The 15,237-nt window shown below is 41.8% G+C and carries 5 protein-coding genes and 1 tRNA gene; 5 read left to right on the top strand and 1 reads right to left on the bottom strand.

The genetic code is table 11. The features are described 5' to 3' along the window. Positions 1 to 2: 2 nt before the first annotated feature. The 4 genes from OWEHO_RS10240 (at position 3) to OWEHO_RS10225 (ending at position 7,769) form a co-directional block, all read left to right on the top strand. Positions 3 to 4,334, top strand: a complete 4,332-nt coding sequence (locus OWEHO_RS10240; protein WP_014202399.1) for a CusA/CzcA family heavy metal efflux RND transporter — start codon at positions 3 to 5, stop codon at positions 4,332 to 4,334. Positions 4,335 to 4,349: 15 nt separating this feature from the next. Beyond that, the gene (locus tag OWEHO_RS10235; RefSeq protein WP_014202398.1) at positions 4,350 to 5,561 is read left to right on the top strand and encodes an efflux RND transporter periplasmic adaptor subunit; all 1,212 of its coding nucleotides are present in this window, start codon (positions 4,350 to 4,352) and stop codon (positions 5,559 to 5,561) included. Positions 5,562 to 5,781: 220 nt separating this feature from the next. After that, the gene (locus tag OWEHO_RS10230; RefSeq protein ID WP_014202397.1) at positions 5,782 to 6,117 is read left to right on the top strand and encodes a phasin family protein; all 336 of its coding nucleotides are present in this window, start codon (positions 5,782 to 5,784) and stop codon (positions 6,115 to 6,117) included. Continuing rightward, positions 6,114 to 7,769 (top strand): ABC1 kinase family protein, encoded by a 1,656-nt coding sequence (locus tag OWEHO_RS10225; RefSeq protein WP_014202396.1) that lies wholly within the window; start codon positions 6,114 to 6,116, stop codon positions 7,767 to 7,769. The genes OWEHO_RS10230 and OWEHO_RS10225 overlap by 4 nt, the downstream gene beginning before the upstream one ends. 203 nt (positions 7,770 to 7,972) lie before the next feature. Here OWEHO_RS10225 and OWEHO_RS10220 read toward each other — a convergent pair. Then, positions 7,973 to 8,046: transfer RNA gene (locus OWEHO_RS10220), tRNA-Ile, on the bottom strand. 801 nt (positions 8,047 to 8,847) lie between these two features. On the opposite strand from OWEHO_RS10220, the gene OWEHO_RS10215 reads away from it, so the two are divergent. Further along, positions 8,848 to 15,216 carry an HYR domain-containing protein gene (locus OWEHO_RS10215; RefSeq protein ID WP_014202395.1) on the top strand — a complete coding sequence of 2,123 codons (6,369 nt, stop codon included), beginning with the start codon at positions 8,848 to 8,850 and terminating at the stop codon, positions 15,214 to 15,216. Positions 15,217 to 15,237: the final 21 nt, after the last annotated feature.

The following is a 15,237-nucleotide window of genomic DNA, read 5'->3' as shown; positions in this document are numbered from 1 at the left end:
CTATGATAAATAGAATCATAGCTTTTTCCATTGAGAATAAGCTAGTAATAGGCCTGTTTACAATTGCCCTTATTGTAGCAGGTATATGGAGTGTGAGCAAGGTTCCGCTGGATGCGGTGCCCGATATTACCAATAATCAAGTGCAGGTAATAACTCAGGCTCCCAATTTGGGCACAGAAGATATTGAGCAATTTGTAACCTATCCGGTGGAGGTGGCCATGGCCAATTTGCCGGGCATTCAAGAAATTCGTTCCATTTCTCGTTTTGGAATTTCGGTGGTTACCGTGGTGTTTGATGATGACATGGGTACTTACCTTCCGCGGCAGCTGGTTTCGGAAAAGCTTGTGGAAGTAAAGGATGAAATTCCGGCAGGGTTTGGAGAACCTTTTATGGGGCCGATTTCCACCGGGCTTGGTGAAATTTACCAATATACACTGGCCGTGGATTCGGGTTATGAATATTCAACGATGGAGCTGCGTAGCATTCAGGATTGGATAGTGCGAAGACAAATGGCCATGGTACCAGGGGTTGTTGAGGTAAATGCTTTTGGTGGTGATATTAAGCAGTATGAAGTTGCCGTTGATCCCGATGAATTGCGGGCTATGGGTGTTTCCATAATAGATGTTTTTACGGCTCTGGAGCAAAATAATCAGAACACTGGTGGTGCTTATATTGAGCGAAACCATCAAGCCAATTTTATTCGTGGTGAGGGCTTAGCGCGAAGTGTTGAGGATATTGAGAATATTTTGGTGAGCAGCCAAAATGGTATTCCTATTAAGGTGGGGGATTTGGCCACGGTGCAAATAGGACGTGCGGTGCGCTATGGTGCTTTTACCAAAGATGGCAAAGGCGAAGCCGTAGGCGGCATGATACTAATGCTGAAAGGTGCAAACTCTAATAATGTAATAGAGGATGTAAAAGACCGTTTTGCGCAAATTGCTGAATCATTGCCGGAAGGCGTGAGCATCGATCCTTTTTTGGATAGGAGCACGTTGATACAGGAAACCACTTCTACGGTTTCCAACAACTTAATGGAGGGAGCCCTCATCGTAATTTTTGTCCTGGTATTCCTTTTGGGAAACTGGCGTGGAGGATTAATTGTAGCGTCTACAATACCCATGTCTTTGCTGTTTGCATTTATACTTATGAATGCTTTTGATGTATGGGCAAACCTTATGAGTCTTGGCGCCATCGACTTTGGGATAATTGTGGACGGAGCAGTGATTATAGTGGAAGGCACCGTGTTTTTGGTTACCCGAAGGGTGATGAGTGGTGGTAAGTTGAACCGAAAAGAGCGCGACAAAGAAGCTTATTCGGCATCTTCCAAAATGATGAATTCGGCCTTTTTTGGTCAGTTGATTATCCTCATCGTGTTTTTACCAATCCTCTTTTTAGAAGGTGTAGAAGGCAAAATGTTTAAGCCCATGGCGCTCACCTTTATGTTTGCCATGATTGGTGCAATGATACTTTGCCTCACCTATGTTCCCATGATTTCGGCTTTGTTCATCAAGGTTTCCCCAAAGCATAAAGCAAGCTGGGGAGATAAATTCATCACTTGGCTAGAAAACAAATACGAGCGTGGATTGAATGCTGTAATTCATCACACCAAGTTGGTGATAGGCATTGCGGTGGTATTATTTGGCATAGCCATATTTAGCTTCACGCGAATGGGTGGTGAGTTTATTCCACAGTTGGATGAAGGTGATATTGCATTTCACGTTATCCTACAACCAGGAAGTGCTTTGTCTGAAACCATTGATGCTACAACGAAAGCTGAGCAAATTTTGCTGGATAATTTCCCTGAGGTAAATCATGTGATGAGCAGGATTGGTGTGGCGGATGTGCCTACTGATCCCATGCCTATGGATGTGGTTGATGTAATAGTTACCCTAAAGCCCGTTGGTGAGTGGACTTCTGCAGAAAGCAAAGATGAGCTGGTAGAGAAAATGAAAACGGCTCTTAACAATTTGCCCGGAGTAAATTATGAATTTACACAGCCTATCGAGATGCGTTTTAATGAGCTTCTTACGGGAGTTCGTGAAGATGTTGCTATTAAATTGTATGGCGAAGACTTAGATATTTTAGCCGCCAAGGCAGCGGAAATAGGAAGGCTTATAGCACCGATACAAGGCGTGGGAGATATGAAAGTGGAGGCCACAAGTGGCTTGCCGCAAATGACGGTTCGCTATGATCGTGCAAAGCTGGCGCAATATGGTGTGCACGTAAACGAGGTGAACAAGGTAATTGAAACTGCTTTTGGTGGAGGTACTGCAGGGGTGATATTTGAAGGAGAGAAGCGATATGATTTGGTGGTGCGTTTTCATGAAGATTACCGCCAGAATATCGGCAATTTGCAAAATATGTATATCACCACGCTTGGCGGTTCGCAAATTCCGCTTAGTGAATTGGCTGAGGTAAGCTATGAGCCAGGCCCGATGCAAATAAGCCGTGATAACACTAATCGAAGAACCTACGTGGGCGTGAATGTGCGCGACCGCGATGTAAAGAGTTTGGTGGAAGAAATCCGCGACAAGCTGGATGCTGAATTAGACTTACCAGCCGGATATTACATTCGCTTTGGTGGTGCTTTTGAAAATTTGGAACGTGCTACCGGAAGATTGAAAGTAGTGGTGCCAATAGCTCTTGGACTTATTTTCATCCTCATCTTTTTTGCACTCAAATCTGTAAAACAAAGCCTTATGATTTATATGTCAATTCCGCTCGCGGCCATTGGTGGCGTGTTTTCACTAATGTTAAGAGATATGCCTTTTAGTATTTCGGCTGGGGTAGGTTTCATTGTTCTTTTTGGCGTTGCCGTGCTTAATGGCCTTGTGCTCATCAGTGGCTGGAATGAACTGAAAGAAGAAGGAGAGCAGGATTTGGACAAACGTATTCGCATGGGAGCAAAAAGAAGAATCCGCCCGATTATGCTCACAGCCCTTACAGATGTGTTGGGCTTTTTGCCCATGGCACTTTCTACCACTGCCGGAGCGGAAGTTCAGCAACCCTTAGCGACTGTTGTGATCGGTGGACTCATCACATCTACACTTCTTACGCTGTTTATCCTTCCTATTTTATACAGGTATGTGGAGAGCCGCGAAAATGGTTTCAAAGTTTCTCCAGCATTGGCAAGTATTCTTCTATTGGTGGGAATTTCAATTCCTGGTTTTGCTCAGGAGCAGCCAGTACCGGTAAGTATGGAGTGGGCGATAAACAGAGCCTTGGAAAAATATCCATCAATTCAGGCTTCGCAGTATCAAGTGGAGCAGCAGCAGAAATTGGTAAAAACAGGAGTAGATCTGGGTAGTACTCAACTATACACTGGAGGTGAAGAAATAGAAAGAGGGCAAACCGATGGGGTGTATACTATGATAGGTATTCAGCAGCAAAACATTGACGTGTTTGGAAGTTTTTCAAAAACCAAATCTCAAAAGCGGCAGGTAGCTTTAGCGGAAGCCGCCCTGAATTTGACCAAACAGCAACTCGTGCAGCAGGTAAAAATGGCTTATGGAAACATGATAGTGGCGCAGCGTAAATTAGAGCTTTACGCAAGTTTGGATTCTATTTATGAAGAGTTTGATCGCGCAGTAAGCTTGCAATACGAGGTAGAGGAAATTTCCAGACTAGCTTATGTGGCAGGTGTAAACCAAGTGAGGCAGATGAGTGTGCAAGCCGTGAAGGCTGAGTATGATTATAATTCAGCTTTGCAGCGATTTAACCTTTGGATGGTGAGCGACACCTTGTTTGTGCCCGATGAAAATACAGCCTGGGCAAAGACTGAGCTTGCCGTAAATGATATGGAGCAAACGATTGATGCACACCCACTTTTTCAAATGGCAGAGAAGCAAGTAGAACTAGCAGAAGCCGAGCGAAAAATGGCAGGAGCTAATTTTCTACCAAAGCTAAATGTGCAATATGGTTTGCAGGCAATAGGTATGTCTGAAGATTTTTATACCTACCAATTTGGTATTTCTATCCCTCTCATTTTTAATGGAGAAATGGGCCGAGCACAAGCGGCTAAGGTGGGGCAATATGTAGCGGAGGAGCAACGAGATCAGGCAAGAATGGAATTGCAGGTAAACCTCAATGCTTCTATAAATGAGTATGAAAAATGGCTGCGCACTTACGAGTTTTATCAAAAGGAAGTGTTGCCATTAACCAAAGAACAGCGCGAGGCCGCGCTTCTGGCTTTTGAAGAAGGGGCTGTGGATTATGTAGGTTTTATTCAAAACATAAAAGAGTCAACGCTGCTGGAATTGCAGGCACAGGAGGCTTTGCAGAATTATTTACAGGCGCGATTTAAGCTTGAGTATTTGTTGAATAGCAAGAACTAATAAAGATTTTTAAGAATGAAAATTTCAATTAATTATAAAATAATACTGCTAGCCCTGATGATGGGTCTGGCGGTGGTTTCGTGTAAACAGGCTGGCGAAAATACTGGTGAGGAAGGTGTTCGCGATGGACACGCTCATGAGGAACATGGGCATGAACATGATAATCAAGGAATAGTACGATTAAACTCTGAGCAAGCCAAAGTGCTGAATTTAAAAATAGGGCCAGTACAGCAAAAGGTTCTCGGTGGTGGCGTTCGGGTAAGCGGCAGCTTAAAGGTGCCACCTCAAAATGAAGCCACGGTGACGGCTATTTTTGGTGCAAACATCCAAAGTATAGAAGTGATAGAGGGCGATGATGTGCGAAAAGGGCAAGTGTTGGCCTATCTAAGTCATCCCAATATCACACAGTTTCAGAGCGAGTATTTGGACGCCTATTCTCAACTTGAATATTTGAAGAAAAACTATGAGCGCCAAGAGAAGCTCTACAAGGAAGAGGTAGCCAGCGGCAAAGGGTTTGAGCAGGTAAAAGCTGATTACCTGAGTACTCAAGGTAAAGTGGCTTCACATGAATCACAGCTGCGTCAGTTGGGCTTAAACCCAAAGCAAATTCAGGAAGGGAAATTTTATGATCGAATACCCGTAGTGGCACCCATCGAGGGTTCTATCACTGCTGTGGAAATAAAAACGGGACAATATGTATCTGCCGAAAAGGACCTTTTTGAAATTGTAAATACCCATCATATCCATGCCGATCTTATGGTATTTGAGAAAGATGTGTACAAGGTTGAAAAAGGGCAAATGGTAGAATTTGAAGTGAAAACCATTCCCGGAAAGGTGCTAAGTGCAGAGATTTTCTCGGTTGGGAAGGTTTTTGAAGAGGATCCCAAAGCGGTGCATGTGCATGCTGATATTGTAAACAAAAGTGGTAAGCTAATTCCCGGCATGTATATACAAGGACATATACTTACCGATAGTGCTTCGGTGCAGGCTTTGCCAGAAGCTGCCATTGCACAAATGAATGAAGAAGAGGTGGTATTTATGGAGGTGGATTCACATGATGGTGAGCAGTCTTACAAGCCTATGAGAGTAAAAAAAGGAGCTGCTGCCAATGGCTGGGTAGCTATCGAGTTTTATGAGAAAGTACCGGCAGATGCAAAGTTTGTGCAAAACGGAGCTTACTATCTGGTGGGCGAAATGCAGAAGAGCGAGCTGGAGCATAGTCATTAGATGAATTTGAAATAGGTCATCTAATCCTAGATAAAATGCCGCTTCGGTTATCTGAGGCGGCATTTTGAGTTTTTTGATAAAGAATATTATTCTATCCGGAAGTCGGAGTTGGCTAGTGTTATAGCCTCAATTCTTAATCTATTGTTAAATCATTTATGGGGTAAACCTTAACAGGTAAAAAGGCGTTAGTCTTTCTACTTCAATTTTAAAACAAAATACAATGGAAGATACATTCAAGAAAATAGTATACACGGGCCTTGGCGCATTATCATTGGCTAAATCTAAAATGGATGAAGTGGTGGATGACCTTATCGATCGCGGTCGCTTATCGCGAGAAGAAGGCGAAAAGATCGCGAAAGATTTTAGGAAAGACTCAGCAAGTTCAAAAGAAGCTGTAGAAAGTGAGCTGCAGCAATGGATGGAAAAAGCATTGAACAAAATGGACATTGCCCGCAGGAAAGACCTTGAGCAACTGCAAAAGCAGGTAGAAGAATTACAGAAAAGGGTGACTGTGCTGGAAAGTAAAAATTCGGGAAGTGAGCCTCTGATAAAATGAGTAGAATTTCCCGTTATCGCCAGGTAATACAAACCTTCGCCAAGTATGGTTTTGCAGATCTGGTGGCTGAGCGCTCGTTGCGCAATTTTTTTAAGCGTACCAAAGCTTCAAAGCATGGCAATGGAAAGCATGGAGGTTCCAGAGCTGAGCGCATACGCTTACTGCTGCAGGAGCTAGGGCCTACTTATGTAAAGTTGGGTCAGCTGCTCAGCAATAGGCGCGATATATTGCCCGAAGAATGGATAAAGGAGCTGGAGCATCTACAGGACGAGGTGGAGCCAGTTTCATTTGCTGAGGTGGAAAAGGTGATTGATGAAGAGCTCGGGAGCAATCGGAAGAAGCTTTTCCGGTCGATAGATTCTGAGGCTTTGGCGTCAGCATCCATAGCTCAGGTTCATAGAGCTGAGTTATACTCTGGAGAGAAAGTGGTTCTCAAAATTCAAAGGCCGGGAATAAAAGCTACCATCAAAGATGACTTCATGATAATTCGTGATGTAGCCGGGCTGTTGCTAAAAAACTTTAAGGAGCTTGAAAATTACCAGCCTTTCCGGTTGATAGACTCTTTTGAGTCTGCCATAATGGAAGAGCTCAACTTTAAGCGGGAAGCTATTAATATCAATCGTTTTCGAGAGAACTTTAAAAAGGATGATCGCATTTACGTTCCGCGAGTGTATCAGCAAATGTGTACCTACAAGCTCATTTGTATGGAAGAGGTATCGGGAACCAAGATATCCGATTTAAAAGAACTTCGCGACAAGCATACCGAAAAGTTTGATAAGCTGGCTGCATTAGGCACTGACCTTTATTTTAAGCAAATATTTGAGCATGGCTTTTTTCATGCCGATCCACATCCGGGCAATGTATTTATTTTGGATGATGGACGTGTGTGCTTTTTGGATTTTGGAATAATGGGATCTTTTTTGCCGGAAGAGCAAGATGACCTTGCTGAGCTTATGATACACATGTCCCGTAAAAATATAAGCAGAGTATCGGGCGTTTTACAGCGAATGGCTATCAGCAGCTCCATTCCCAATGAGCGGGCTTTTGAGCGCGATCTTTATGAAATGCTCGAAGTATTTGAGACTGTGTCACTGGATGACTTTCCACTTAGTGACCGCATTCAGCGATTTAGAAATATACTCACAGACAACACTATCGAGCTTTCGCGGAATTATTATTTATTAATGCGCTCTATGGCAGTTTTGGAAGGCGTTACCAAGCAGCTTGAGCCGGATTATAATGTGTTTGGAAACCTGCGTCATTATGCCAAGGAGCTAATGATAAAACGATACCACCCCAAACGAATGGGCAGCAGGGCTTTTGATATACTGGAGGAAGGTTCCATATTTTTAAAAGAGCTGCCTTCTGATGCTAAGTCTATTGTTAAGAAAATGCGCGAGGGGAAATTCCAGATGGAGTTTAAGCACCAAAACCTGGGAGATCTCTACAAAACCTTTGATATAGTAAGTAACCGTATTTCTGTATCCATATTGGTAGCAGCCCTTATTATTGGCTCATCCCTTATTGTGCTGGCCAATATTCCCCCTTATGTTTTTGATAATGTTCCCATCATTGGATTTATAGGTTTTGTGATTTCGGGGCTGCTTGGGTTGTGGTTGGTGATTAGTATTTTGAGGCATAGGAATTTGTAGATGGGTGACGCAACCTGTGGAACCAGCAGAGGTTTTCTTATCTACGGAAGCTTCAAATAGGTATAAAAACCTCCACGCTTTTACAGGAGGTTTCATTTGTGAGGCCTTGGGGGCTTCCCGATATCCGCTATCGCTTCACCGGGATAAACTTCTGCACCCTCGGGCACAAAAAAACCCTCACGCTAGGCGCAAGGGTTTTATAGTGGGCCCTCGGGGGCTCGAACCCCGGACCAAATGATTATGAGTCATCTACTCTAACCAACTGAGCTAAGGGCCCTATTTAGTCCCGTTTCTTTTGAAATCGGGCGGCAAATATAATGTATTATTCATTAGTTGCGCAAGAGCTCGTTGTAGTTTCAAAACAGTTTTGGATTTTCCTTTTGCCACCTCGCGCGAAAAGTTTGGGTATTATGAAAAGAATGGAGTATCAGTGTCTGAACAAATCTTAAGCTAACTGTGGGTGACTGATATAAATTGCCTTTATAAACATCAGCAAAAGTCAAGCTTTTAGAATGGACATCAAAACTAAGAAATGATATAGTTGCAAATGCATGAGGCCCTTCCTATCAAAGACTCCAAAAAGCACTATTTTTTGTAAATGATTTGAACTACGTTAATTCAAATCAACTCCTGCATTATCTATGGAATTATAAAATGTGGGATGATATTTCTTTTTGAAGTGAACATTTTTAAAATAGATGAGAAAAAAAAGTGAATTTTTTTTTCAAAAAATGATTTATCACAAAATAGTGATTATTAAAAGCTTGAGTATTTTTTTTATTGAAAATATACTTTACAACGTTTTGTTTTTTAGTGAGTTAGGTGATTTTTAGTGAACTAAAAAATTACTTTAGCGGAGTATTTCTACATAATGTGGAAATATTCGTCAATGAAACTTTAATACTCAAACTCCAAATTAAATCAATCGTAGACTCCAAATCCACTTTTTACAAACTGAGACAAAACCTTAGCTAATAGTTGAAATAGCTACCTGGTTTTAAACTTTCCTCTAAGAGGAAAGATGGGATTTCTATGTCTATCCGATCTTAAAATAAGTAATCAATTAATTAAATATATCATGAAGCATTGCTCTACTCCAGGCTCTGTTTTTTTGCAATGGTGCCATTCATTGCTCAAAATTGGCCAGCCATCAAAATTATTTACTCTTCTCTTACTCCTGCTGGGTTCTGTGGCTTTCGGCCATGGTGTTTTAGTAGGTTATCAGATAGGTAATTTTCCAAATGGTAACAATACCCGCGTTTGGATTGAACATTGGCATGGACATGCTACTTCCGTATCAAGTTATCCATTGCAGTATCGTCTTATACAAAATGGAACACCAGGAGCTCTAACAACTACCTACGCTACTGGCTATTCCAATGGTGTAGATACCGTAGGGCTACAACAGGCCAATGGTGATATTGTATTTTTGCCAGGTGCATGTGGGAGCGCAAATACTGAGAACAACTGGGTATACTGGGATTTTAATTTAACTGCTTGTGGGAATAATGTGGTTGATTTTGAAATCATAGCAGGAACAGCAGCTACAACGGAAGAGGGATGTGCAAGCCTTTATCCACAAACCATTACTGGTGTAAATGTGCCAGGCATAAATGCTCCGGATGTAGCAATACACACTTGTCCACCATATCAAACTTCATACTCTATCGCTGCTAGCGATCTTTCCAGCTACTATACTATAACAGCGTTATGCGACCCTAATCCCACTACGGTTTTGAATTATATGGGACAGACGTGGACAGAGGGAACTACTCCGGTGCCTAATTGGAGTTTGCCCAAAACTGGGGATACTGTGGGTATTACTGTTACCGATAATACTACCGGTAGAAGTTCCCACACCACTTTCATGGTAAGTTTTAAAGATGCAAAGCCACCTCGGTTTTTAAATTTTCCCTCCGATACTACTATTTATGGAGATGCTAACTGTCAGGCGGTATACAATTTCACTATGCCTCAAGGTGTAGATGGATGTACCGGAACAGCTACAGTTTCACAAACGGCAGGCCCTTCAAGCGGATCTACCTTAAATTTTGGAAATACAGTTTATAGTTTTAAAGTTAGTGATGCCGAAGGCAATGATACTACAGCAAGCTTTACTGTGTCGGTAGCTGATACCTCTTTCAATTTTTCAGATGTAAGCGTGCAGGTAGGAACTAATGGTCAATGTAACGCCTACGTGACTCTTCCTACAATTTCAACCACTAATAATTGTGGAAGCTTTTCAATTTATAATGATCGAACCTATAACACCAATGCAAGTGGAACTTATCCAGTAGGTACAACAACTTTAACATGGTATGTATATAGTTATACCACTGGCAAGCAGGAGATTTACACTCAGAAAATTATAGTGGTTGACAATGAAGCCCCCACAATCTCTACGCGGCCAGCAACTGTTACTCTGGATGCAAGTGGAAACGGAGCATTAGTTTTAGCTGATGTAGTGGTATCTAGTAGCGATAATTGTGGTGTTGATTCAGTTTCTCTGGGAAGAAGTACATTTAGTTGTGATGATGTGGGAATTCATAAGATATCTGTTATCGGATATGATATACATGGCAATCAAAGTATAGATTCAGTACAGATTACTGTAGTAGATACTATAAGCCCGGTAATACAGCCAGTAGCGCAGCAGGTATATTTAGATGTGAATGGCAATGCCTATTTGGATACAAACATACTTCTTAGCTTTGCTACTGACGCTTGTTTGGATACTGTTATTGCTAGTCAATACGCTTTCACATGCACTAACCTAGGTCAGCAAACTGTAAATCTTACTGCTACTGACGAGACGGGTAACACCAGAGTGAGAACTTTGTCGGTTACCACGCTTGATACGGTGAAGCCATCAATCCTAGTAAAAAATGTTACTACCTACCTTAATGCTTCGGGAAGCGCCAGCATCAATGCCACTTTTATTGACAATGGTACTGCAGATGCATGTGGATTGGACACTATTATACTATCTAAATATGATTTTGATTGTGGCAATGTAGGTGCAAATACGATCACATTCACCGCTAAGGATGTAAACAATAATTCAATCAGCACTACAGCAATAGTAACTGTGGTAGATACAGTTGCACCAACTATTCAGTTGCCAATAACTCCCGCTGATACTGTAGAAATCCACTTGGATGCATCAGGCAATATGCCAGTTATGGTGCCGACTAATGCATTTGTATCCAACGGTATGGTGTCGGATAGCTGTGGTATTGACACGGCATATTATGACATTGATACAATTACCTGTACTCATGTTGGTTACTTGCCTATTACCGTTCATGCTAAAGATATCAATGGAAATTCATCATCATTGACTTTTCATTCTGAGGTTTTCGATACGGTCCGACCAACAGTTGTAACTCAAAATCACACTGTATATCTTAATGCAAGTGGAAATGCTACTATTACCACAGCTGATATTGAAAATGGATCTACAGATGCCTGTGGGGTGGCAAGCTTCAGTCTTAGCGAAACTAGTTTTGGTTGTTCAAATGCAGGAGCCAATACCGTGTACCTTTCAGTTATTGATGTAAATGGTAATGTGGATTCTGCTTCGGCTACAGTAACTGTTTTAGATACTATCAGTCCGGAAGCAAAAGTGCAGAGTATTACTGCCTACCTCGATGCTTCGGGTGTGGCTACCGTTACCGCTACTGATGTAGATAATGGAAGTTCTGACAACTGTACCTACACTTTGAGTTTATCACAAACAACATTTGATTGTACTGAAACCGGTCTTAACCTGAAAACATTTACCGTTACTGATGCTAGTGGAAATAAAGATTCTAAAGATGCGTGGATTACAATCAAAGATACCATTAGTCCAGAGCTACATCTTTACAAGTCAATTACTGTTTCACTTGATCAATTTGGAAATGCGACCATCGCACCTTCTCAATTAGATAGTGCTAGTACTGATAACTGTTCTAACCTATTATTCTTTACAGTTAGCAAAACTAAATTCAATTGTAGCAACCTCGGTTCCAATACAGTTACCGTGACCGCTCATGATAATAAAAATAACAGCACCGCAGGTACGGCAATCGTTATAGTAAAAGATTACCAAGCACCAGTGGTGGTTACTCAAAATATCACAGCTTACCTTGATGGTAGCGGAAATGTATCGGTACTGCCAACAGATGTAAATAATGGAACCACTGATAATTGTACCGTGGATAGCCTTTGGTTGGATAAAGACAATTTTAGCTGTGCTGATATGGGTCAGAATATCGTGAAGCTTTATGCAAAAGACCAGAGTGGAAATGTAGCTTTGGCCAATGCGGTAGTCACTGTGGTGGATACTATAAGCCCAATGGTAAGTGCACAAAACATCACGGTTTATCTTGATGCCAACGGTGCAGCCAGCATTACTACTGCTGATATCAATAATGGTAGCACAGACAATTGTGCGATTCAATCGCTGAGTTTGAGCAAAACTGCATTTGATTGTTCAGATGTGGGAGCAAATACGGTAACATTTACTGCGGTAGATGCAAGTGCAAATAGCACCACTGCTGCAGTTACAGTTACAGTAATGGATACTATCAACCCTACGGTAGTTACACAGAATATTACGGTATCTCTCGATGCTACAGGTTCAGCCACAATTGCTGTCTCAGATATTGATAATGGAAGTTCTGATAACTGCGGGGTGCACTTTTCTAGCTTAGATATTACCAATTTTGATTGCACCGATCTTGGAGCTAATACGGTTACATTAACTGTTTTGGATAACAACGGAAATTCTAAAACAGCTAAAGCAACTGTATCTGTAGAAGACAATACGGACCCTACCGTAATCACACAAGACATCAGTGTATATCTTGATGCTAATGGTGCTGCTTCTATCACTGTTTCAGATGTAAACAACGGAAGTTTTGACAACTGCGCTATTCAAAATTTGAGCTTGGATAAGACTACATTTGATTGCTCAGACCTTGGTGTAAATACAGTAACACTTACAGGTGTAGATGGAAGTTTAAACAGCGCTTCGGTATCTGCAACGGTTACAGTAATAGATACTATTAGTCCATTAGTTTATGCACAAAACCACATGGTTTATCTTGATGCCAATGGTGCAGCCAGCATTACTACTGCTGATATCAATAATGGCAGCACAGACAATTGTGCGATTCAATCGCTGAGTTTGAGCAAAACTGCATTTGATTGTTCAGATGTGGGAGCAAATACGGTAACATTTACTGCGGTAGATGCAAGTGCAAATAGCACCGCTGCTGCAGTTACAGTTACAGTAATGGATACTATCAACCCTACGGTAGTTACACAGAATATTACGGTATCTCTCGATGCTACAGGTTCAGCCACAATTGCTGCTTCAGATATTGATAATGGAAGTAGCGATGCTTGTGGAATTCAAAGTATGAGCTTGGATGTAACCGGTTTTACTTGTACCGAACTTGGTGCTAACACCGTAACACTTACGGTAACGGATAATAATTCTAACGTAAGTGTGAAAACGGCTACAGTAACAGTAGTAGATAATGTGACGCCAATTATGGCTACACAAAATATCACTATCTACCTTGGTGCTACCGGAAATGCAGCTATCACTCCTAGTGATGTGAATAATGGAAGTACGGACAATTGTGGAATTACTACCTACAGTCTTGATATAAGCACATTTGACTGTGCAGATCTTGGTCAAAACTTGGTGATACTAAGTGCTACTGATGCTAGTAACAACACAGGAACAAAGAGTGCCTTTGTAACGGTGTTGGATACTATTGATCCGGCCATTACCAATTTGCCGGCAACTATTACTGCTTATGCTCCGGCTAATCAGTGTGCAGCAAATGTGCAGTGGCCTGCAATTATTGGTTCGGATAACTGTGGAGTTTCTATGGTTACAACTTCAAAAGCAAATGGTGCTTTGTTCCAGCTAGGAACTACGGTTGTAAATGTTACTGTAACAGATGCCAGTAGCAATACAATTAGCCAAAGCTTCAATGTGGTAGTGGTGGATACTGTAGCTCCTTCTGTGAGTAATGTGCCAACCAACTATACTGTGATTCCAAATACCAATAGCTGTGATGCTGTGGTGAATTGGATAGAACCAGTAGCTATTGATAATTGTGGTGGTGTTACCTGGACTAAGTCTCACCTTCCGGGTGCTACATTCCCAGTTGGAAATACTACTGTGACTTATACAGCAACTGATAGTGATAACAACGCTACAACAGTAAGTTTTGTAGTTACTGTAACCGATCAGGTTGCACCTGTGGTAAGCGGTGTTCCTGCAAATATTACAGTAAGTGCTGATGCTGGAAGTTGTGATGCAACGGTAAGCTACACCATGCCTGCTGTAAGTGATAACTGTAGTGGAGCTGTTATTTCAAGCTCTCATGCTTCAGGAAGTGTATTCCCAATAGGAACCACAACTGTAACATTTACAGCTACCGATGGTGCTAATAATGTAACTACAGCGAGCTTCACGGTAACGGTGGAAGACAAGCAAAGCCCAATAATAAGCAGCATGCCTGCAAATGATACAGTAGGGTCTTGTGGAGCTACTTATACTTACGCTATGCCAGTTGCCACTGATAATTGTTCTAACGTAAGTGTGGTACAAACTTCAGGGTTGCCAAGTGGAAGTATTTTCCCGGCTGGAATTACAGTCAATACATTTAAGATTAGTGATGCCAATGGTAATGACACTGTGGTAAGCTTTACTTTGGTTGTTGTACCTCAGGGCATGCCTAATCTTCCAAGTCTACTTGAGATTTGTGCAAACATGCCAGCTGTAGAATTATCCTTTGGACAGAATATGGTTTGGAGTGGTAAAGGCATCATTGCCGCGGGTACTCAGTTTGATCCTGCAGCAGCAGGAGCCGGACGTCACCAGCTTAGTTATGTGTTTACTGATGGAATGGGTTGCGATGTGAGCGGTAGTATTTCTGTTACTGTGTTGCCACAACCTATCAAGCCAGTTGTTTCTAGAATTGGATCTACCACCTTGAGCACTGGAAACTATAACACGTACCAGTGGTATCGCGATGGAGTTCTTATTCCTGGAGCTACCAATCAGAACTATGCTTATAACCTTGGTGGTAATTACCAGGTAATGGTAACCAACAACTCTGGTTGTGAAAACTACTCTCATGGAATGGTAGTAGGCCAGGCAGGTGGTGGAATTGGAATTGAAGAAAACCTATTTGGTGATCTTGATTTATACCCGAATCCATCTAATGGCGTAATAACTATTGACATCAATAGAAACGAGCTGGAAGAGCTTAGTTTGGTAATCTTCAACACAGCAGGTAAGATGGTGTATGAACTTACTGAGCAGACTTCTTACGAAGGAAAATTGAGCATTGACCTATCGCATCTACCTGATGCAACCTATATGCTTAGAATTACTTCGGGAGGCGAAGTAGCTGTGAAGAGAGTAGTTATCTATTAATCCAAGACCTTACAAATAATT

The organism is Owenweeksia hongkongensis DSM 17368 (assembly GCF_000236705.1).
Taxonomy (GTDB): domain Bacteria; phylum Bacteroidota; class Bacteroidia; order Flavobacteriales; family Schleiferiaceae; genus Owenweeksia; species Owenweeksia hongkongensis.
The sequence above is the reverse complement of the archived record's forward strand: the minus strand, read 5'-3'. Positions and strand labels throughout refer to the sequence as shown.

Bases quoted from the DNA above. Each gene is read 5' to 3' on its own strand.
- OWEHO_RS10240 (WP_014202399.1), top strand. From the start codon at position 3: ATGATAAATAGAATCATAGCTTTTTCCATTGAGAATAAGCTAGTAATA.
- OWEHO_RS10235 (WP_014202398.1), top strand. From the start codon at position 4,350: ATGAAAATTTCAATTAATTATAAAATAATACTGCTAGCCCTGATGATG.
- OWEHO_RS10230 (WP_014202397.1), top strand. From the start codon at position 5,782: ATGGAAGATACATTCAAGAAAATAGTATACACGGGCCTTGGCGCATTA.
- OWEHO_RS10225 (WP_014202396.1), top strand. From the start codon at position 6,114: ATGAGTAGAATTTCCCGTTATCGCCAGGTAATACAAACCTTCGCCAAG.
- OWEHO_RS10215 (WP_014202395.1), top strand. From the start codon at position 8,848: ATGAAGCATTGCTCTACTCCAGGCTCTGTTTTTTTGCAATGGTGCCAT.